Annotated in this window: 19 protein-coding genes and 1 tRNA gene; 6 read left to right on the forward strand and 14 right to left on the reverse strand. The window is 67.4% G+C overall.

The genetic code is table 11. The features are described from left to right. Positions 1-99: 99 nt before the first annotated feature. Together rarD and yedA are read right to left on the reverse strand one after the other, a co-directional pair. Positions 100-999 carry an EamA family transporter RarD gene (gene rarD / locus V3B30_RS12200; protein WP_100474915.1) on the reverse strand — a complete coding sequence of 300 codons (900 nt, stop codon included), beginning with the start codon at positions 997-999 and terminating at the stop codon, positions 100-102. Then, positions 996-1,901, reverse strand: a complete 906-nt coding sequence (gene yedA, locus V3B30_RS12205) for a drug/metabolite exporter YedA (RefSeq protein ID WP_262083984.1) — start codon at positions 1,899-1,901, stop codon at positions 996-998. Before yedA ends, rarD begins: the two co-directional genes overlap by 4 nt. Positions 1,902-2,125: 224 nt before the next feature. Here yedA and V3B30_RS12210 point away from each other — a divergent pair, with 224 nt between their 5' ends. Then, complete coding sequence (locus V3B30_RS12210) at positions 2,126-3,460, forward strand: MFS transporter (RefSeq protein ID WP_100474917.1); 1,335 nt, start codon at positions 2,126-2,128, stop codon at positions 3,458-3,460. Positions 3,461-3,527: 67 nt separating this feature from the next. Beyond that, positions 3,528-3,827 carry a hypothetical protein gene (locus V3B30_RS12215; RefSeq protein ID WP_100474918.1) on the forward strand — a complete coding sequence of 100 codons (300 nt, stop codon included), beginning with the start codon at positions 3,528-3,530 and terminating at the stop codon, positions 3,825-3,827. A gap of 24 nt (positions 3,828-3,851) precedes the next feature. On the opposite strand, the gene V3B30_RS12220 is transcribed toward V3B30_RS12215, so the two are convergent. The 4 genes from V3B30_RS12220 to V3B30_RS12235 form a co-directional block, all read right to left on the reverse strand. Continuing rightward, positions 3,852-5,504 carry a M28 family metallopeptidase gene (locus V3B30_RS12220; RefSeq protein ID WP_262084146.1) on the reverse strand — a complete coding sequence of 551 codons (1,653 nt, stop codon included), beginning with the start codon at positions 5,502-5,504 and terminating at the stop codon, positions 3,852-3,854. A 105-nt stretch (positions 5,505-5,609) separates the two neighbouring features. Further along, the gene (locus V3B30_RS12225; RefSeq protein WP_262083985.1) at positions 5,610-6,542 is read right to left on the reverse strand and encodes an MBL fold metallo-hydrolase; all 933 of its coding nucleotides are present in this window, start codon (positions 6,540-6,542) and stop codon (positions 5,610-5,612) included. Between the two features lie 110 nt (positions 6,543-6,652). Continuing rightward, positions 6,653-6,955 carry a hypothetical protein gene (locus tag V3B30_RS12230; RefSeq protein WP_100474921.1) on the reverse strand — a complete coding sequence of 101 codons (303 nt, stop codon included), beginning with the start codon at positions 6,953-6,955 and terminating at the stop codon, positions 6,653-6,655. A gap of 59 nt (positions 6,956-7,014) precedes the next feature. Further along, positions 7,015-8,307 carry a tryptophan--tRNA ligase gene (locus V3B30_RS12235; RefSeq protein WP_262083986.1) on the reverse strand — a complete coding sequence of 431 codons (1,293 nt, stop codon included), beginning with the start codon at positions 8,305-8,307 and terminating at the stop codon, positions 7,015-7,017. A 108-nt stretch (positions 8,308-8,415) separates the two neighbouring features. Between V3B30_RS12235 and V3B30_RS12240 the strand changes: the two genes are divergently transcribed. After that, complete coding sequence (locus V3B30_RS12240) at positions 8,416-9,210, forward strand: hypothetical protein (RefSeq protein WP_262083987.1); 795 nt, start codon at positions 8,416-8,418, stop codon at positions 9,208-9,210. Between the two features lie 73 nt (positions 9,211-9,283). On the opposite strand, the gene V3B30_RS12245 is transcribed toward V3B30_RS12240, so the two are convergent. The 3 genes from V3B30_RS12245 to rocF all read right to left on the reverse strand — a co-directional run bounded on the left by V3B30_RS12245 (position 9,284) and on the right by rocF (position 10,929). After that, entirely contained in the window at positions 9,284-9,505 is a 222-nt protein-coding gene (locus V3B30_RS12245) for a CsbD family protein (protein WP_019661831.1), read from the reverse strand. Between the two features lie 203 nt (positions 9,506-9,708). Next, positions 9,709-9,846 carry an entericidin A/B family lipoprotein gene (locus tag V3B30_RS12250; RefSeq protein ID WP_014035659.1) on the reverse strand — a complete coding sequence of 46 codons (138 nt, stop codon included), beginning with the start codon at positions 9,844-9,846 and terminating at the stop codon, positions 9,709-9,711. A 162-nt stretch (positions 9,847-10,008) separates the two neighbouring features. Further along, a complete protein-coding gene (rocF, locus tag V3B30_RS12255; RefSeq protein ID WP_004153767.1) occupies positions 10,009-10,929 on the reverse strand; it encodes an arginase in 921 nt (306 codons plus the stop codon). Between the two features lie 275 nt (positions 10,930-11,204). Between rocF and V3B30_RS12260 the strand changes: the two genes are divergently transcribed. Continuing rightward, positions 11,205-11,654, forward strand: a complete 450-nt coding sequence (locus tag V3B30_RS12260; RefSeq protein WP_262083988.1) for a hypothetical protein — start codon at positions 11,205-11,207, stop codon at positions 11,652-11,654. Between the two features lie 74 nt (positions 11,655-11,728). Here the strand turns inward: V3B30_RS12260 and V3B30_RS12265 are convergent, their stop codons facing one another. Continuing rightward, the gene (locus tag V3B30_RS12265; protein ID WP_262083989.1) at positions 11,729-12,499 is read right to left on the reverse strand and encodes a DUF3011 domain-containing protein; all 771 of its coding nucleotides are present in this window, start codon (positions 12,497-12,499) and stop codon (positions 11,729-11,731) included. Positions 12,500-13,095: 596 nt separating this feature from the next. Here V3B30_RS12265 and V3B30_RS12270 point away from each other — a divergent pair. Continuing rightward, a complete protein-coding gene (locus V3B30_RS12270; RefSeq protein ID WP_262083990.1) occupies positions 13,096-13,503 on the forward strand; it encodes a hypothetical protein in 408 nt (135 codons plus the stop codon). Positions 13,504-14,023: 520 nt separating this feature from the next. After that, positions 14,024-14,566 carry a hypothetical protein gene (locus tag V3B30_RS12275; RefSeq protein WP_100474927.1) on the forward strand — a complete coding sequence of 181 codons (543 nt, stop codon included), beginning with the start codon at positions 14,024-14,026 and terminating at the stop codon, positions 14,564-14,566. 81 nt (positions 14,567-14,647) lie between these two features. Here the strand turns inward: V3B30_RS12275 and V3B30_RS12280 are convergent. The 4 genes from V3B30_RS12280 to birA form a co-directional block, all read right to left on the reverse strand. Next, positions 14,648-14,723, reverse strand: a tRNA-Thr gene (locus tag V3B30_RS12280). Between the two features lie 40 nt (positions 14,724-14,763). Further along, positions 14,764-15,612 (reverse strand): SPOR domain-containing protein, encoded by an 849-nt coding sequence (locus tag V3B30_RS12285; protein WP_262083991.1) that lies wholly within the window; start codon positions 15,610-15,612, stop codon positions 14,764-14,766. A gap of 9 nt (positions 15,613-15,621) precedes the next feature. Then, positions 15,622-16,353 (reverse strand): type III pantothenate kinase, encoded by a 732-nt coding sequence (locus V3B30_RS12290; RefSeq protein WP_262083992.1) that lies wholly within the window; start codon positions 16,351-16,353, stop codon positions 15,622-15,624. After that, the gene (birA, locus tag V3B30_RS12295) at positions 16,350-17,318 is read right to left on the reverse strand and encodes a bifunctional biotin--[acetyl-CoA-carboxylase] ligase/biotin operon repressor BirA (RefSeq protein ID WP_262083993.1); all 969 of its coding nucleotides are present in this window, start codon (positions 17,316-17,318) and stop codon (positions 16,350-16,352) included. Before birA ends, V3B30_RS12290 begins: the two co-directional genes overlap by 4 nt. Positions 17,319-17,362 lie beyond the last annotated feature (44 nt).

Here is a 17,362-nt window from a genome sequence, read left to right on the forward strand (position 1 = left end):
TTCCCGCCACGGCCATCCCTCTCTCCTGGCCGTGGATGGAAGCAGAACGGCGCCCCTCGGGGCGCCGTTCTTTTTTCCGGGAAGCGGGGTCGGATCCGGTCAGCGCCTCGCGGCGCGCATCGTGCGGATGTTGTCGCCGACGAACAGCACCAGGCCGGCCCAGATCGCGGCAAAGCCGACCGCCTTGGCGGTGTCGAACGCTTCGTGGAAGAAGAACACACCCAGCAGCAGCTGCAGGCTCGGCGCGATGTACTGCAGGATGCCGACCAGCGACAGCGGAATGCGCTTCACGCCGTAGGCGAAGCCGATCAGCGGCACGGCGGTGACTGCGCCGCCGAAGATCAGCAGCAGGTCGTTGCGCCAGCCCCAGCCATGGAAGAACGCGCCGCCATGGCCGTTCTCCGCCCAGATCGCGAAGGCCAGCGCCGGCAGGAACAGGTACAGGCTTTCCACGCCCAGGCCGGCCACCGGGTCGACCGAAACCAGCTTGCGCAGCAGGCCATACAGGCCGAACGAACAGGCCAGGCCCAGCGCGATCCACGGCGGTGTGCCGGCGTCGATGGTCAGCCAGGCCACGCCCACCGCCGCCATCGCCACCGCCACCCATTGCAGCCGGCGCAGGCGTTCCTTCAGCACCAGCACGCCCAGCAGCACGTTCACCAGCGGGTTGATGAAGTAGCCCAGGCTGGTCTCGATGACATGGCCTGCGTTGACCGCCCAGATGTACAGGCCCCAGTTGAAGGCGATGGTCAGGCTCGACACCAGCAGGATCGGCAGCGCGCGCGGCTGTGCAGCGATCTTCCGCCACCAGCCCAGGCGCGCGCTGATCAGCAGCCAACCCAGCACCATCACCGTGCTCCAGATGATGCGGTGGGCGATGATCTGGAACGACGGCACCTCGTTGAGCAGGTGCCAGTACACCGGCACCAGGCCCCAGATCACGAAGGTGGATGCGGTGACCAGCAGGCCCCGGCGTTGTTCGTTCTCGTCCATGCTCATCGCTTTCGCGTCCTTGCCATCGTCAGTACCACCACGCCCAGAAGAATCACCGCCATCGCCAGCAGGTCGCGCCAGCCGAAACGTTCACCATTGAGCAGCGCGCCCAGCAGCACCGCGATCACCGGATTGACGTACGCGTAACTGCCCGCGAGCGCCGGGCGCACGTTCTGCAGCAGCCACACGTAGGCGGTGAAGGCGACGATGGAGCCGAACACGCACAGGTAGGCCATCGCCAGCAGGCCACCGGTGTCGGGCAATGTGGTCGGGCGCTCGCCCACCGCCAGGCCGATCAGCACCAGCAGCACGCCGCCGCAGACCATCTGCCCGGCCGCGGTCATGAACGGGCCCGGCAGGTCCAGGCCGCGTGCCCACACCGAACCGAAGGCCCAGCCGATCGGTGCGATCAGCAGCAGCACCAGCCCGGTCGGCGAGGCGGTCAGGCTGCTGCCGGCATTGAGCCAGACCACGCCGAGGAAGCCGATGGCGATGCCCAGCCACTCACCGCGGCTGGCATGCTGGCCGCGCAGCGCCGAAAACAGCGCCATCCACAACGGCACCGAGGCCACCGCCGTGGCAGCCAGGCCCGAGGACACCTCGCGCTCGGCCAGCACCACCATGCCGTTGCCCAGCACCAGCATGGTCACACCCATGATGACCAGGTTGCGCCATTGCCGCAGGGTCGGGTTCGGCAGCTTCCAGAACAGGCGCAGCGCCAGGAACATCAGGCCGCCGGCAATGATGAAGCGGCTTCCGGAGACCATCGTCAGCGGCAGTGCGCCGCCGTGCAGGGCCTTGGCGATGCCCAGGTAGGTCGAACCCCAGACCACGTAGACCAGCAGCAGTGCCAGCGCGACAAGGCCACCCCGGGGGGCAGCCGCAGACGAAGAGGGGGGAGCCGACATGACACACCAGGGAGCCGGGGGAAGGCGGATTCTAGGACGTTTTGAGTATGGTCCGGGACCCCATACGGTGGCACGCTGTCATCCATCCATGCACCCTGCCCTGGTCTGCTACCCCGCATTGACGGCCGATGCAGTACCAAGAGGGGCTGCCCGGCCGCGCCGCCCCAAGGCCGGGCGCCGTTTTCCCTGCGCACGGACGCGCCGCATCGAGGATTTCCACCCAGATGAGCACCACGCCCCAACCTGCTGTCCCCGCGAACGACCGTGCCGCCCTGCGGCGGTCGATCTCCAATACCCTCAAAGGCTCCGCCGGCAACCTGGTGGAGTGGTATGACGTCTACGTCTACTCGGTGTTTGCCGTGTACTTCGAATCGCAGTTCTTCTCGCCGGACGACAAGAACTCCACGATGTACGTGTGGGCAATCTTCGCGGCGACCTTCCTGATGCGCCCGATCGGCGCCTGGTTCTTCGGCCGCTTCGCCGACCGCCATGGCCGCCGCCTGGCGCTGACCGTATCGGTCACGTTGATGGCGCTGTGTTCGTTCCTGATCGCCATCACCCCCACCGCCGCCAGCATCGGCATCTGGGCCGCAGTCATCCTGCTGTGCGCACGCCTGCTGCAGGGTTTCGCCACGGGCGGCGAATACGGCGCCAGCGCCACCTACATGTCCGAAGCCGCCATTCCCGGCCGCCGCGGCTTCCTGTCGTCCTTCCACTACGTCACCCTGGTAGGCGGCCACGTGCTGGCCCAGCTGACCCTGCTGCTGATGCTCACCTTCTGGGGCAAGCCGGAAATCTCCGAGTGGGGCTGGCGCATCGCCTTCGGCATCGGCGGCATCGCCGCGGTGGTGGTGTTCTGGCTGCGCCGGGGCATGGACGAGTCGCTGTCAGAGTCGTCGATCGAGGCCGCGCGCGAGGGCAAGGCACGGAAGTCCGGTTCGATGTACGAACTGTTCGTGCACCAGTGGCGGCCGCTGCTGCTGTGTTTCCTGATCACCGCCGGTGGCACCGTGGCCTTCTACACCTACTCGGTGAACGGCCCGAAGATGATCCAGAGCGCCTTCGCCGGCAACGACCCGATGACCGGCACCCTGATCAACCTGGGCGTGCTGGCCTTCCTGATGGTGCTGCAGCCGGTCGGTGGCTGGCTGTCGGACATCATCGGCCGCAAGACCCTGCTGGTGTTCTTCGGCGTCGGCGGCGTGCTGTACAGCTGGTACCTGATCACCCAGCTGCCGCACCAGCATGACGCCACCCTGGCCTTCCTGACCCTGGCCATGGCGTTCGTCATCCTCACCGGTTACACCTCCATCAACGCGGTAGTGAAGGCCGAACTGTTCCCCACCCACGTGCGTGCACTGGGCGTGGGCCTGGGCTATGCGCTGGCCAACTCGCTGTTCGGCGGCACCGCCCCGCTGCTGTACCAGGGCGCGCTGAAGACCGGCCACGTCGACTGGTTCGCCATCTACGTGACCGCGACGATCGCGGTATCGTTGGTGGTCTATGTGTTCTTCCTCACCAACAAGGGCCCGAACTGGCTCGACGGCACCCGCAAGTAAGCGCGTTGCCCTGATCGCGGCCACCGGTGCACTGCCGGTGGCCGCTGCGTCTCCCGCCTCGCCGCTGATGTGGATCGCAGCGACGCTGGCCGCAGCCACGGCATTGGCCTGGCTGCTGCGCCGCCCCAACGCGCAGGCTGCATGGCCACGCATCGGATTCGGGATCGCCCTGCTGGTGTTCTGCGTCGCGCTGGCGCTGCAGCTGGCAGTGGACCTGGGCAGCGGCCACAGCTCGCTGCAACTGCGCCTGCACCGCGGCATCAATTCCGGGTCGCCGGTGGGACTGCGCACGATGGTGGCGTGCTATCTGGCAGCGCTCGCCGCCGGCGGCTGGGGCGCGTGGAAGCTGCTGCGCCAGCGACGGTAGCGCCGGCCGCTGGCCGGCACCACCTCAACGGCGGGCCGCTTCGCTCTTGTCGCGCGCGCCACGGAACTCCGACTCCTTTTCCCACGTCGGCCAGCGGCGGCTGTTGGCCAGCTCGGCGCCCAGGTCGTAGACCAGCAGGGTGTCGGCAGCGTGGCCGCTCGGATCCCAGCTCGGGGTCCAGGCATCGCAGGCCTGGTGGTAGCAGTCGGCGAAGTACTTCTCGCGCAGCGCGCGGCCGGCTTCAACCCCGCCGTCCAGTTTGTCCAGGCCCGGACCGATGGTGATCGCCGGCACGCCCAGACGGGCGAAGGCGAAGTGATCGGCGCGGTAGAAGAAGCCGGCTTCCAGGTTCGGGTCCGGGCTGTAGCTGCGGCCACGGGCCTTGGCCACGCGTTCCAGGTCGCCTTCCAGCGAGACCCAGCCCTTGCCCCATGAGGCGATGTCACGGGTCGCGCCATCCGGGCTGAACATCTCGATGTTCAGCACTGCAGCGGTCTTGTCCAGCGGCGCCAGCGGGTGTGCAGCGTAGTAGCTGGCACCCAGCAGACCCTTCTCTTCGGCGGTCAGCGCCACGAAGTACAGCGTGCGCTGCGGCTGCGGGCCGGCGGCGAACACGCGGCCCAGTTCCAGCACCGTGGCCACGCCGGTGGCGTTGTCGATCGCGCCGCGACGGATGCGGTCACCCTTGGCGTCGGTCTGGCCGATGCCGAAGGCATCCCAGTGCGCGGAGAAGATCACCGCTTCGTCGCCATGCTCGCCACCGGGCAGCTTGGCCACCACGTTGCGGGTCACCACCTGCTCGCGCTTGAGCGCGAAATCCACGCTCAGCTTCGCGTTGTCCAGCGCCACCGGGCGGAAGTCGGCACGCATCGCCTTGCGCTTCTCGGCATCGAAGTCGAGGCCGGCGTCGGCGAAGATCGCCTCGGCCAGTTCGCGCTGCATCCAGCCACGCAGCGGCGTGTGCTGCGCCATCGCCTCGGCCTGGCCGCGCTCGATGTCGAACAGCGGCGAGGTACCCGAGCTCTTCACCGTGGCCCAGCCGTAGGCCGCCGGCGCGGTCTCGTGCACGATCAGCACGCCCTCGGCACCACGGCGCGCGGCTTCCTCGAACTTGTAGGTCCAGCGGCCGTAGTAGGTCACCGCCTTGCCGTCGAATGCGCCCGGTGCATCGGCTTCGAAATCGGCGTCGTTGATCAGTACCACGGCGATCTTGCCGTGCAGGTCCACGTCCTTGTAGTCGTTCCAGTGGCGTTCCGGCGCGTCGATGCCGTAGCCGACGAACACCAGCGGCGCGTCCTTGATCTGCACGCGCTTGCGCGGCTGCAGGCTCTGCAGGGTCACGTCCACGCCATTGGCCAGCGCACGCTTGCCCTGCTTCAGCGACAGGCTGGCCTTGGCCGCGCCCTCCAGCTGCGCGCGCACCAGCGGCACCGGCTGCACCCAGCTGCCGTCCACGCCGCCCGGCTGCAGGCCATAGCTGCGGAACTGCTCGATCAGGTACTGCACCGTGCGCTCTTCGCCCTCGGTGGCCGGCGCGCGGCCCTCGAATTCATCCGATGCCAGCACGCGCACATGGCGCGACAGTGCCTGCGGATCGATGCCGCCGCCCGGCAGGTCGTTGGCCGCATGGGCCAGGCCACCGACGAACAGGCAGGACGACAGCAGCAACACGCGCATCGGATTCACGGCAGTACCACGGCTAGCTTGGAAGTCACCAGAGTGTAACGTGGTCGTGACATCACCGCGCGGCGTGGAGGCGCCTCATCCGCGCATGGCGCGGATCTACTGGCGGACGCGGTCCAGCCAGCAGGCCAGGCCCTGTGCGTTGAGCTCGATGTCCATCGCCAGCACGGCGGTCACCGCCGCCTGGTCCAGCGCACAGCCATGCAGCTGTGCACGTTCCAGGTACAGCGCCTGCAGCGCCGCCAGCAAACAACGGTGGCGGTCCGGCCGGCCGTCGCACTGGCGGCCGATGGTCGCCATCGCATCGATCTGCTCGAACAGGTCGTTGGCCAGCTTCTCCACCTGCTGCACGCGCCCATAGTGGGTCAGGTACATCGCCTGCGGCGCGTAATCGAGCATGCGCCGGATCGAGGCCTTCATCGCCTCCGGATCGAACTGCACCGGCGAAGAGGTCGGGAAGATGAAAGCACCCTGCGTGCTGTCCAGCTCGCGGTAGGAGATGCCGAACGTATCGCCGGTGAACCAGCTGCGGCTGCGCGCATCCCACACGCAATAGTGGTGCAACGCATGGCCCGGCGTGTGCAGCAGCACCAGCTCGCGGCCGGCCAGGTCGATGCGGTGGCCGTCTTCGGCCACCACCACGCGCTGTTCGGGAATCGGTTCGATGCGGCCATAGCTGCGCGCGATCTCTTCGGCGCCGTACACCGCCGTGGCACCGGCGATCAGCCGGGCCGGGTCGATCATGTGCGGCGCACCGCGCGGGTGCAGTACCGCCTTCGCATTCGGCAACTGCTGCATCAGCAGGCCCGCACCGCCCGCATGATCCAGATGCACGTGGGTGAGCAGCAGCCAGTCCACCGCCTCCACGCCAAGGCCAGCGTCGGCCAGTGCCTGCAGCATCGCCGGCACCGACAGGCCGGTGCCGCAGTCGACGAACGCGGCGCGGCCGTTTTCGACGATCAGGTAGGCCGCGTCGAAATCCGGGCGCTGGAAGCCGGTATCGATGGTGTGGATGCTGGGGTCGGCGGTCATCGGCACGCACCTGGCAGGATCGGGAATGGACCCCCATGTTAGGCGCGCTGGCGGGCCGGGTTCGATGCGGCTTTGGTCGGGTAGTGCCGGCCAGCGGCCGGCACTACCGATCAGCCGGAGCGCAATGCGAACCGCGGCCGCAGCAGCAACGCCAGCACCAACACTGCCAGGAACGCACCATAGGCGTACAGCACCGCCAGCACCTGCGGCCAGATCGGGCCGGCAGCAGGCTGCACCACGCCGATGCGGTAGCCCCACAGCATCGACGCGATGCTCAGGGCGAACGCGAGCACCAGGGTGGCGCCGTCGAACAGGCGCCGCCGCGCGGTGCGCGGCTGGCGCGGGAACAGCCAGTACAGGCTGCCCAGCAGCAGGAACCAGGGCAGGAACAGCAGCAGCGACAACCAGGCCATCGCAGACTCCATGTCATCGCGCCGGCGGCGCGCGGACATCATGCCACGGGCACGACCCCTTACGCTTCGCGCAGAACGGCCAGCGCGGCCAGCACTACATCCACGTCCGCTTCCAGCTTGAACAGCTCGCTCTGCAGCTGGTCCCCCTGCTCTGCCTGCTTGATCACCGCGATCAGCTGGCCCGCATCGCGCGGCGAATCGAAGCCTTCGCTCTGGATCAGCAGCGTGCCGTCACCGGCGGTCAGCTTGAAGTAGAAGCGCCCATCCTTCTCGCGATACTGCTTGAACAGCGGCGGCGCCGCGCGGGCCACGCCGGCATCTTCGCTGGCGATGTCACCGGCGGTGGACAGGTCGCGCAGGCCCACGGCATGGCGCAGCTCGTCCAGCAGCGGTGCCGCCAGCTGCTCGCGCAACTGCTGGCCACGGCGCTTGAGCAGTGCTTCGATCTTCTCCGGCTCGGCCATCAGCGCGTTGTAGCGCTCGCGAAGCGGCGAAAGCTCGCTGTCGATGCGCTCGAACAGCTGCTGCTTGGCATCGCCCCAGCTGATGCCCGCAGCGAACGCCTTGGCGAACTCCGCAGTCTGTTCCGGCGTGGCGAACGCCTGGTACATCTGGAACAGCGCCGAGCCTTCGGTGTCCTTCAGCTCGCCCGGTGCGCGCGAGTCGGTCAGGATCGAGAACACCAGCTTCTTCAGCTCCTCGCGCGGCACGAACAGCGGAATGGTGTTGTGGTAGCTCTTGCTCATCTTGCGGCCATCCAGGCCCGCCAGCGTTGCCACCTGCTCGTCGATCACCACGTCCGGCAGCGGGAAGTACTCCTTGCCGTACACGTGGTTGAAGCGCTGCGCGAAATCGCGCGCCATCTCGATGTGCTGGATCTGGTCACGGCCCACCGGTACCTGGTTGGCCTTGAAGATCAGGATGTCGGCGGCCATCAGCACCGGGTACATGAACAGGCCGGCGCTGACGCCTGCGTCCTCGTCCACGCCTTCCTCGCGGTTCTTGTCCACCGCGGCCTTGTAGGCGTGCGCACGGTTGAGGATGCCCTTGCTGGCGATGGCGGTCAGGAACCACATCAGCTCGGTGGTCTCGCGGATGTCGCTCTGGCGGTAGAACCACACGTGTTCCGGGTCCAGGCCGCAGGCCAGCCAGCTGGCCGCGATCTCCAGGGTCGCGCGCTGGGTGCGCTGCGGGTCCTGCGACTTGATCAGGCTGTGCAGGTCGGCCAGGAAGAAGAAGCTTTCGATCCCCGGGGCGCGGCTGGCCGCGATGGCCGGACGGATGGCGCCAACGTAGTTGCCCAGGTGGGGCGTGCCGGAGGGGGTGATGCCGGTAAGGACTCGGGTCGTCATGACTGCGTGGGGTAACCTTCGATGAACGGGGCCAGTTTACCTTGCACGCCACCAACCCCGTCAGGGCCTGCGGCGCGTTCATTCACGCAACCCCGCTGGAGACCCCCGATGAAACGCCTGCTGCCCCTGCTGCTGATCCTGCCCCTGGCCGGCTTCCGCCCGGCCCCGATGCCGCCGCCGGTGTACGAGGGCGGCCCCGTGCGCATGGCCCTGGTCGACCGCGACCGCGGTACCGAACTGCGCAGCTACCCCGCCGAAGGCCAGCGCTGGGTGGCCGGCGAGCGCGGCCACCGCTACGCCGTGCGCCTGTACAACGACAGCCCGCGCCGGGTGCTGGTGGTGCTCTCGGTGGACGGCGTCAACGCCATCTCCGGCGAGGATGCCGATCCCTCGCAGACCGGCTACGTGCTCAATCCCGGCCAGCGCGCCGACATCACCGGCTGGCGCAAGAGCCAGGATGAAGTGGCGCAGTTCGTGTTCAGCAGCCCCAGCGGCAGCTATGCCAGCCGCACCGGTCGCCCGGACAACATCGGCGTGGTGGGCGTGGCCGTGTTCGAGGAAGCGCGCCGCTGGCGCCCGGAGCCCATCCTGCGCCGCAGCCTGCCAGCACCGGCCCCGGCGGCCGAAGCTGCGGCCGATGCCAGTGCCAGCCGCATCGAGGGCTACGCCAGCAAGTCGCGGGCCCCGGCGCTGGGTACCGGCCATGGCGCGCGCGAACAGTCCTCGGTGCGCGATACCGACTTCGAACGTGCCAGCCGCAGTCCGGCCCAGGTCCTGCAGTTGCGCTACGACAGCGCGCGCAACCTGCGCGCGCGCGGCATCCTGGTGGATTCCCCCTCGCGCCTGCCGCGCGAGCCGCAGGCATTCCCCAACCGCTACGTGCCGGACCCGCCGGCACGCTGATCACCCCGTACAGACAACACAACGCCCGCAACCTCACGGTGCGGGCGTCGTGTTGTAGGGCAAACCGTGGTGCTTACTTGTAGTCCGGATAGTCCTTGCGCACGCTGTCTTCAAAATCCCGGACCTCCTTCTCGGCGCGGTCCTTGGCCCAGCCATAACGTTCCTGCAGGCGACCGGCCAGATACTCGGCATTGCCTTCGGCCACATCGAAGTCATCGTTGGTCAGATCGCCCCACTTGGCCTGGGCCTTGCCCTTCAGCTGCGACCACTTGCCGGAAATGATGTCTTTGTTCATTGCTGGGAGTCCTTGGTTGCAACGGCGTTCTTACCGTGGCTCCAGCTTCGCGTGGCGGCCGTTGAATGCCGGTCAACCCGCAATGAAATACATGCTCACCTGCTTGAATGGTTCACTCCGCTTCGACAGTCGTGCTGCGGAAAGCACAAACGAAAAAGGCCGGGATGATTCCCGGCCTTTTCGCTTTCCAGTCCGCGCCGGGCTCACTTGCCCTTGGCGGCGTCCTCAACCTTTTCACCGGCCTTCTGCACGTCCTTGCCAGCACCGGCAACGGTGTTGCAACCGGCCAGCAGGGCCACCGAGAACATCGACAACAGCATCAGGGCAACTACGCGCTTCATGGGCTTCTCCTTGGGTTCGCCGCTATACCGCTTCATTCGCGGATGGGATTCTTTCGCTCGGCGGGAGGGCACCAATGCCCACTGCCGCCGCGTGAAGTGCAATCTGGCGGCAGGGGCGTGGAGCGGGTGTGAACGGTTCGGCGATCCGTTCAGGCCGGGAGCTCAGTCGCGCATCAGGGTGGACTTGCCGAACAGGCTTTCAACCAGGTCCACAGCCAGCTCGGCGGTGGCATTCTGCTTGTCCAGCAAAGGGTTGAGCTCGACGATGTCCAGCGATCCCATGCGCCCGGTGTCGGCGATCATCTCCATCACCAGCTGCGCCTCGCGGTAGTTCACCCCGCCCGGCACGGTGGTGCCCACGCCCGGCGCGATGCTTGGGTCGAGGAAGTCCACATCGAAGCTGACATGCAGGTGGGTGTTCTCGTCGATGCCGGCCAGCGCTGCTTCCACCGCGCGCTTCATGCCGTTCTCGTCGATGTAGCGCATGTCGTAGACATCCACCTTGTGGGTCTTGATCAGGCGCTTCTCTTCCGGGTCCACCGAACGGATGCCGATCTGGTGCATCTGCGCCGGGGTGATCGCCGGCGACGTACCACCCAGGCGGGTCAGCGCGTCCGGGCCGAGGCCACACAGGCACGCCACCGGCATGCCGTGGATGTTGCCCGACGGGGTCACATCGCTGGTGTTGAAATCCGAGTGCGCATCCAGCCACAGCACGCGCAGGGTCTTGCCCTGCTCGCGGCACCAGCGCGCCACGGCGGTGATCGAACCGATGCCCAGGCAGTGGTCGCCGCCAAGCATGATCGGCATGCGGCCAGCCTGCAGTTCGGCATAGCTGGCTTCCATCAGCGCATGGTTCCACGCCACCACTTCATCCAGATGGCGATAGCCTTCCACCGGCGCCGTCCACGGGTTGCGCGGGCCATCCAGGTTGCCCAGGTCGCGCACGTCCACGCCGCGCGCCTCCAGCGCCTCCGGCAGGCCCGCTACACGCAGTGCTTCCGGCCCCAGCCGTGCACCGCGATGGCCCGCACCGACATCGGTGGGAACGCCAATCAGGGATACGGAAATGGGATGGGCCATGGGTGCCTCCTGCGGTGGGGAAAAAGAAGCACAGTCTAGCCAGAGCTGTGTGACACCACTCGCGGCGGTGCAGCAGGGCATTGGCCAGATCGCCGCGGCCTGGCAGCCGTATCCGGTCAGGCATTCCAGCGCTGGGTCGTCAGGAATTCAATCTTCCGCGATCCACTTCACACCACGGTCGGTTTCGCCTCTTACGCGAAGCTGATGTTGTCTCCACGCTGCGCCGGCACCCTGAAGGTGCCGTTTCACTTCCTCACTCATGGAGCACCACGCGCATGAAACATGCACTCAATGGATTGGCGGTACTGGCAATTGCCCTGGGCGGACTGTTTCCCGCAGCTGCCAGTGCACCCTCGCAACGCGTCACGCATACGGTGACCACCGATGCGTATCCCATGCAGACGGCAGGCGCACGCCAAGTACTCGACTGGGTGGCGCAGCGGGTGAAGCCGTCGTTCGCCCCGCAGGGCTACGGCAACGTACAGGTGGAACGACAGGCGCTCTCCGTCGGGGGCGCATCTGCACGCTCGGACGGATCGATTCCTGGCAAGCTGCCGGAGCAGGGCATTCCCGGTGAGATCTACCGGGTGGAAAACCTGCTTCCCGATGGCTCCCTGCAGACGTGGGAATTCACCTGGGTAGAACCCTCATCCGGCCATGGCGGCGGCTGGGATGTCACCGGTTACACCTACAAGAAGGGCAATGACCCGGTAAACCAGCAGTAACGAAACAGGGGCAACGCGCACCGCGCTGCCCCCTTCAGACACGTGGCCGACGGCGGGTTCGCCGCCGCGGCACCTCAACCGCCGCGGCGGCGAACCGGCGTCAGGCTCTGCACCTGGCCGTTGTTGCGCATCATGCACAGGAAGCGGCCTTCGGGATAATCGATGATCAGTTCCTGGTAATCGTTGCCCACCGGCATCTGGGTCACCAGCGTGCCCTGCGCGCCCTTGCGCATATTGCAGGAGCCCAGTGCGGTATCGCCTGCCGGTGCGGGGGTAGTCACCGAGGACACGTTACGGAACACCGCGCGGCAGCCGCCGTTGACCCAAACCGAATGCCGCGCCAGCCCCCAGTTCTTGCCTTCCTCACAGCGGGTGCGGCTGAGCTGGCGCACGATTTCGACGTTGCCACGGGTGTTCAGATCGCACGACACCTGCTGCTGGCCCGTGGATTCGCAGGTGACTTCGCGCGGTAGCGCGGCATCGCCGGTAGCACCCTCGCGGGGGTGTGCGCCATCTGCGGCGGGCGCGGGCATTCCGCTGGCACTGACCTGGCAGATGCCATTGGCGCCGCCACGGCCGGTGTAGCTGATCTGCGGCGTGCCGTCATCGCTGCGGCTGATCGACAGCGTGATGCCACCGTTGGCATCGCGTGCTTCGAAATAGCGGTCATTGAAGCGTGTCAGCGTGGCCTCGCGGCCCTGCACGTAGACCGGGCCGCCCTCGTCGGCGTGCACGTCGATGCCGCCCGGGCAGCTGGCGTTGAAGAACGGCACCGCGGCCATGGCCGGGGCCACGAAGACGGTGCACGACAGAGCGACAGTGAGCGACAGGGCATGGTGACGCATGTGCGAATCCCGAAGGGGCCCGGGGTGGGCGTGTGGCGGCAGTATGCGGTGGGGCGCTGCGGCTGTCCGTGAGGAATATCAAGAACCGGGTGCCGCGCATGGGGATTCAGGTCTGGTAGGGTGGTCCTGAAGCGCCGCCGGGCTGGTTAAGCCAGCTTTACACCGTGGCCCGCCATGGCCAGTGCGAGAGCGATGGCACGGCTTGATTTATCGTGGATCACGGCACTGCGCGATCTGTCGCTTCTGGCATCGCGCTGCTCGAAACAGGCCAAACGCGATAATTCATTCTTCCTCTCAGATCACCCGATGTCATCGAAACAAACGACTGGCAGGCGGTGATTTCGCGTGCGCATGATGAATTGCCACCTTCAGCGGGGTGGCCGGGATTTCCAACCCGAAGACTGAAAGCTGTATACGCTTGCCAGCCGGCGCCGTCTTCTCAAGAGCGGCGCCGGCTGGCAATCCGTTCGCCGATCGACGGCGGGCGGTGCGTGGGGGCCTCGTGCCCACCGGCTCATTCAGTCCCGGGATTGGAAACCACGTATCGCCCGCCACCCTTCTCCGGTGGCACCTCTGTTCCGCACGAGGATGCCCGCATGTCCAAGCCCCACCACCCATACCTGACCGCCACACTGGGCGAGGCCGCCCTGCGACTGCCGCCCGAACTGGCGCAACCGTTGGAAGCCGCTTTTGCCGCTGCGAACGAGGCACCCGCGCCGATCAACCTTCCCAGCTGCCTGCAGCGCATCCGCGCCGGTGATGCCGCCGACGGACAGCCGTGGCAAGGGCCGGCCAGCACACCCGGCCAGGCCGTGGCCGCCGCTCGCCGGGATCGCGCCGCGGTGGGCCTGGTGTCGCTGCTGGAGCTGTACCACGCCGTCGAGCGTGTGCGCGTGGACGGGGAAGAGAAAGACGACATCGGCGATGGCACGCGCGAAGGGCTGATGCTGGCCTGCCGGGGGCTGGCGGAGTATGTGGCGTTGCAGGTGGGCGGGGCTCAGTAATGCGGAACGTTGAGATCCCCAGCGTGCAGCCTTATAACGCCACGCCCCCAGCCATCGAATCAGGCAGACCCACTGCTGGGTAGTAAACAGCCGGGGATGCGGGTGCGCCTTGGGCACCCGCACTTTTGGGAGAAGCGATGAAAGGCGAGCTATTACCTCGAGTGTGAGGTGCGCGATTGCGTCAATCACTCAGCGCCACACTTGTGCATGCCAATTTGCTACTGGTTAACTCACCGGAGCGGGGGCATCCATCCCGCTTCTACACGGGGGCGGGATGTACAGAGTCGCGATGTTCCTTTTCGGTGTCTGCACCGTTTTGCTTTCAGGCTGCACTACCACTGCGGTTCCCAAAGGGGTTGCCTCAGCTGGATACACCGAAGTTGTTTCTGTTCCTCTGGGCCCTCTCCGCTACTTCCACACTGCTTCCCTGCTTCCCGGGCGAAACGCCGTAGGCACTACGCACGTCCACCGCTGTGCAAACACTGAGCGGAGCATCAGCCTGCAGATCGCGGATGGGCTTGTGATCGTTGCTGAAGATGTCTGTTCACGGATCGATGCGGCGGCGGACCTGGCCGAGTCATGGATACCGGCGGCATCCAACAGCTATCGGATCCTGCTAGTGCCGGAAGGCACTGCGGGGGCAATACGGACAAGATCGCTTGGCCGCTTTGCGACAGGCAGGACGCTTGCACTTGCATCGCACGTCTACGGCGATCAACGACAAGCCTTCGCGGATCTCGTTGACCTGGTTGCGCACGAGAGCCTTCACGCATTAGGGCACGCTACCAGGCATCCGCGAGCGCGCGACGAAAGAAGCGCCTACTACGCAGGGCTGTGTGCCCAGCTCAAGATCAACGGGCTCATCAAGGAAGAGAGCTTGCCCGGAGCCCCGCTTGCTTCGGGTGATCGGGCAGTACGCATCTCGTCCCAGCAGGCCTATCGTGTGCGGCTTGAGACCTATCCGTTGCTGGTGGACGGCACCATCCGGCTTGGAACGCCATCCGGCGAGTCGATGCTGCAACGGTGCCAGCAGATTGGAAACGAGTTGATTCGTCTGCAGTAGGCCTGAACGCGAAAAGGCCAGCGCACTGCGCTGGCCTTTCTCGCTGAACCCCTGGCTCCGGGGCGTAACGGAGATGCCAAGTGGTGCCGCTTATCCGAATCGAACGGATGACCTACTGTTTACAAGACAGTTGCTCTACCAACTGAGCTAAAGCGGCATGGGTGGATCACCGGCGGCAATGCCGCGGTCCGGGGATTCTAGCGCAACCGCGCGCATTCCAGCGACCGGCTCTGTGCCGCGCCGCTGCGCTGCTGGGCCTGGGCCGGCTGCGTGCCCGCCGCCAGCTGCCCTTCCAGCCACCATTGGCCGGCGTCGCCGCTGGCGACCAGGCGCGGCTGGAAGCCGGCGGCCTGCACTGCCGCCATGCGCCGTTCGGCGCCTTCGCGGTTGCGGTACTGGCCCAGCGCCACGGCGTTGGCTTCCTCGCCCTGGCTGATGATGTAGTAGTCGCTCAGGCCGGCGGCGACGATGCGCTTCACCGTGGCCTGCGCTTCGTCGCGGCTGGCGGCGGCCGGCAGCATCACCCGGTAACGGGCACTGCCGCTGGCAGCGGGCTGTTCGCGCAGGCGCACCTGGCTCAGCAGCGTGCTGGCCTTGCCTTGCGCACTGCTCGCGGCGGCGCGGTCGGCGAACGGGCCCAGCGCGACGCAGCGCGCTGGCTCAGCAGCCGCGGGCGGGGTTGCGGGCTTTTCCGGTGCCGGAACGGGTACGGGTGGCGCTACCGGCTTCGCAGCGGCAGCAACCGGCGCAGCGTCTGCCGTCTGCGGCTTGGGAATTTCCGGCTTGGTTGGCACGGCCGGCGCGGGCGCCACAGCCACCGCGGTCTTCGCCGCCGGTTCGCGTTCCACCAGCGGCGCGGTCGGGGCTACAGCAGTCGCTTCGGCGGCCGCAGCGGCATCCGCACCACCGGGCACCCAGCGCAGCTCGGCCACACCGGCCGGTTGCGGCGGCGGCGCGGGCGGTTGCGGCGCATCGCGCAGCAGCCACCAGCAGGCGACGCCAAGATTGAGGATGGCCAGTACGACGATCAGGGCACGGGTCAGCATGCGCGGATACTAGCCTGCGGGCTGGTGCACCGCCCAGCGGGCGAGGCCATCCAGCACCAGCGAGGGGTGGTAATCGGCGCCGGGCAGCAACGGCATCAGTGCCGGTGCGCCGCCACCGTGCACCAGCAGCGACGGTGCCACGCCCAGCAGCGTGTGCGCATGCTGCGCGCTGCGTTCGATCAGCGCCACGGCCGCGCCGTCGCAGCCAGAGGCCAGCGCGTCGGCGGTGTCGTTGGCGAACTCGCTGTAGTCGCCGCCGGTCGCCGGCAGCTGCACCGCACGCGCGTGCAGTGCTTCGCGCATGGTGGTGGGCGATGCGGAAATGCGGCCCCCGTGGTGCTGGCCATCGGCGTCGAGCAGGTCAATGGTCAGTGCGGTGCCTACGCCGACCACCAGCACCGGGCGCTGTGCCTTTGCGGCAGCCAGCAGGGCCAGGAAACGATCGACACCGAACTTTTCCGGCTTGGCATAGGCAATGCGCACGCCGGCACACTCGGCGCTGGTGCGCACCACATGCACATGCTCGAAGCGGCGCTGCAGCTGGTCCAGCATGGCGCTGGTCAGCGACGGCGCGGCCACGCTGGCCACGAACGCGGTGGTGCCGCTGGGCAGGCTGTGCGGCGGCTGCCCGGCCATGCCTTCGGCGCCATGCGCCCAGGCCTGCACGTCACCGGCGCGGTCGCCCTGCAACGGCGCGAACTTGAAGCGCGAGTTGCCCAGGTCGAACAACCAGTCGCTCATGCCGCCCTCACGCTGACTTCGCCGGCGTGCAGCAGGCGTTCCTGGCCATCGATGCGCACGCGCAATGCGCCGTCATCGGCCAGGCCAAGCGCGGTACCGTGCTGCCACTGCCCGTCCAGTTCCACGCGTACTTCGCGGCCGGCCAGCATGTCGAAGGCGGCGTAGCGCGGCAGGAACGGAGCGAGGCCTTCGCGATCGAATTCTTCCAGCGCCGGCAGCAGCCGCGTCAGCACGGCCGCAACGACCACGTTGCGGTCCACCGGCTTGCCAGCCAGCGTGTCCAGGTCCACCCACGGCTGGGTGATCTGCTCGGCGAACGACGGCGGCATGTGCGTGTTGATGCCGATGCCGATCACCGCGCGCGCCGGGCCGGCGTATTCGCCACCGCCTTCTGCGAGCAGGCCGACCAGCTTGCGGTTGCCATCGACGATCAGGTCGTTCGGCCACTTCAGCTGCGCTTGGGTATAGCCCAGGTCGTGCAGCGCCTCGGCCACGGCGATGCCCGCCACCAGGCTCAGCCCGGCCAGGCGGCCGAGGCCACCGGAATACAGGCGCAGCACCGACAGGTAGATATGCGCGGCCAGTGGCGAGGCCCAGCTGCGGCCACGACGGCCACGGCCACCGGTCTGGCGTTCGGCCAGCAGGACGCCGACCCCGCGCTGGGGCGCGCTGCAACGCAGCAATTCGGCGTTGGTCGAATCCACCGTCCAGGCCACCTGCAGGTCGTGCAGCAGCGGCAGAACCCCGGCCGGCAGACCGGCGCGGATCGCGTCCGAATCCAGCAGATCGACCGGGCGGGTCAGGCCATAGCCTTCGCCGGCGCGGCCCTCAACGTCCACACCGGCGGCCCTAAGCCCTTGAATACGCTTCCAAATTGCCGCGCGGGTCTGGCCCAGCTCACGGGCCAGGGCGTCGCCGGACAGGCGACCGGCAGCGAGTTTGGCCAGCAATTGGCGATCGTCCACGGCAGCTTCCACGAAGTCAGGAAGGAATTATGCGGGAAAGCCGC

The organism is Stenotrophomonas sp. SMYL41 (assembly GCF_036319965.1).
Classification (GTDB): Bacteria; Pseudomonadota; Gammaproteobacteria; order Xanthomonadales; family Xanthomonadaceae; genus Stenotrophomonas; species Stenotrophomonas maltophilia_R.

Coding starts and splice junctions, on each gene's coding strand:
- rarD (WP_100474915.1), bottom strand. CDS start 999: ATGAGCATGGACGAGAACGAACAACGCCGGGGCCTGCTGGTCACCGCA.
- yedA (WP_262083984.1), bottom strand. CDS start 1,901: ATGTCGGCTCCCCCCTCTTCGTCTGCGGCTGCCCCCCGGGGTGGCCTT.
- V3B30_RS12210 (WP_100474917.1), top strand. CDS start 2,126: ATGAGCACCACGCCCCAACCTGCTGTCCCCGCGAACGACCGTGCCGCC.
- V3B30_RS12215 (WP_100474918.1), top strand. CDS start 3,528: ATGTGGATCGCAGCGACGCTGGCCGCAGCCACGGCATTGGCCTGGCTG.
- V3B30_RS12220 (WP_262084146.1), bottom strand. CDS start 5,504: ATGCGCGTGTTGCTGCTGTCGTCCTGCCTGTTCGTCGGTGGCCTGGCC.
- V3B30_RS12225 (WP_262083985.1), bottom strand. CDS start 6,542: ATGACCGCCGACCCCAGCATCCACACCATCGATACCGGCTTCCAGCGC.
- V3B30_RS12230 (WP_100474921.1), bottom strand. CDS start 6,955: ATGGCCTGGTTGTCGCTGCTGCTGTTCCTGCCCTGGTTCCTGCTGCTG.
- V3B30_RS12235 (WP_262083986.1), bottom strand. CDS start 8,307: ATGACGACCCGAGTCCTTACCGGCATCACCCCCTCCGGCACGCCCCAC.
- V3B30_RS12240 (WP_262083987.1), top strand. CDS start 8,416: ATGAAACGCCTGCTGCCCCTGCTGCTGATCCTGCCCCTGGCCGGCTTC.
- V3B30_RS12245 (WP_019661831.1), bottom strand. CDS start 9,505: ATGAACAAAGACATCATTTCCGGCAAGTGGTCGCAGCTGAAGGGCAAG.
- V3B30_RS12250 (WP_014035659.1), bottom strand. CDS start 9,846: ATGAAGCGCGTAGTTGCCCTGATGCTGTTGTCGATGTTCTCGGTGGCC.
- rocF (WP_004153767.1), bottom strand. CDS start 10,929: ATGGCCCATCCCATTTCCGTATCCCTGATTGGCGTTCCCACCGATGTC.
- V3B30_RS12260 (WP_262083988.1), top strand. CDS start 11,205: ATGAAACATGCACTCAATGGATTGGCGGTACTGGCAATTGCCCTGGGC.
- V3B30_RS12265 (WP_262083989.1), bottom strand. CDS start 12,499: ATGCGTCACCATGCCCTGTCGCTCACTGTCGCTCTGTCGTGCACCGTC.
- V3B30_RS12270 (WP_262083990.1), top strand. CDS start 13,096: ATGTCCAAGCCCCACCACCCATACCTGACCGCCACACTGGGCGAGGCC.
- V3B30_RS12285 (WP_262083991.1), bottom strand. CDS start 15,612: ATGCTGACCCGTGCCCTGATCGTCGTACTGGCCATCCTCAATCTTGGC.
- V3B30_RS12290 (WP_262083992.1), bottom strand. CDS start 16,353: ATGAGCGACTGGTTGTTCGACCTGGGCAACTCGCGCTTCAAGTTCGCG.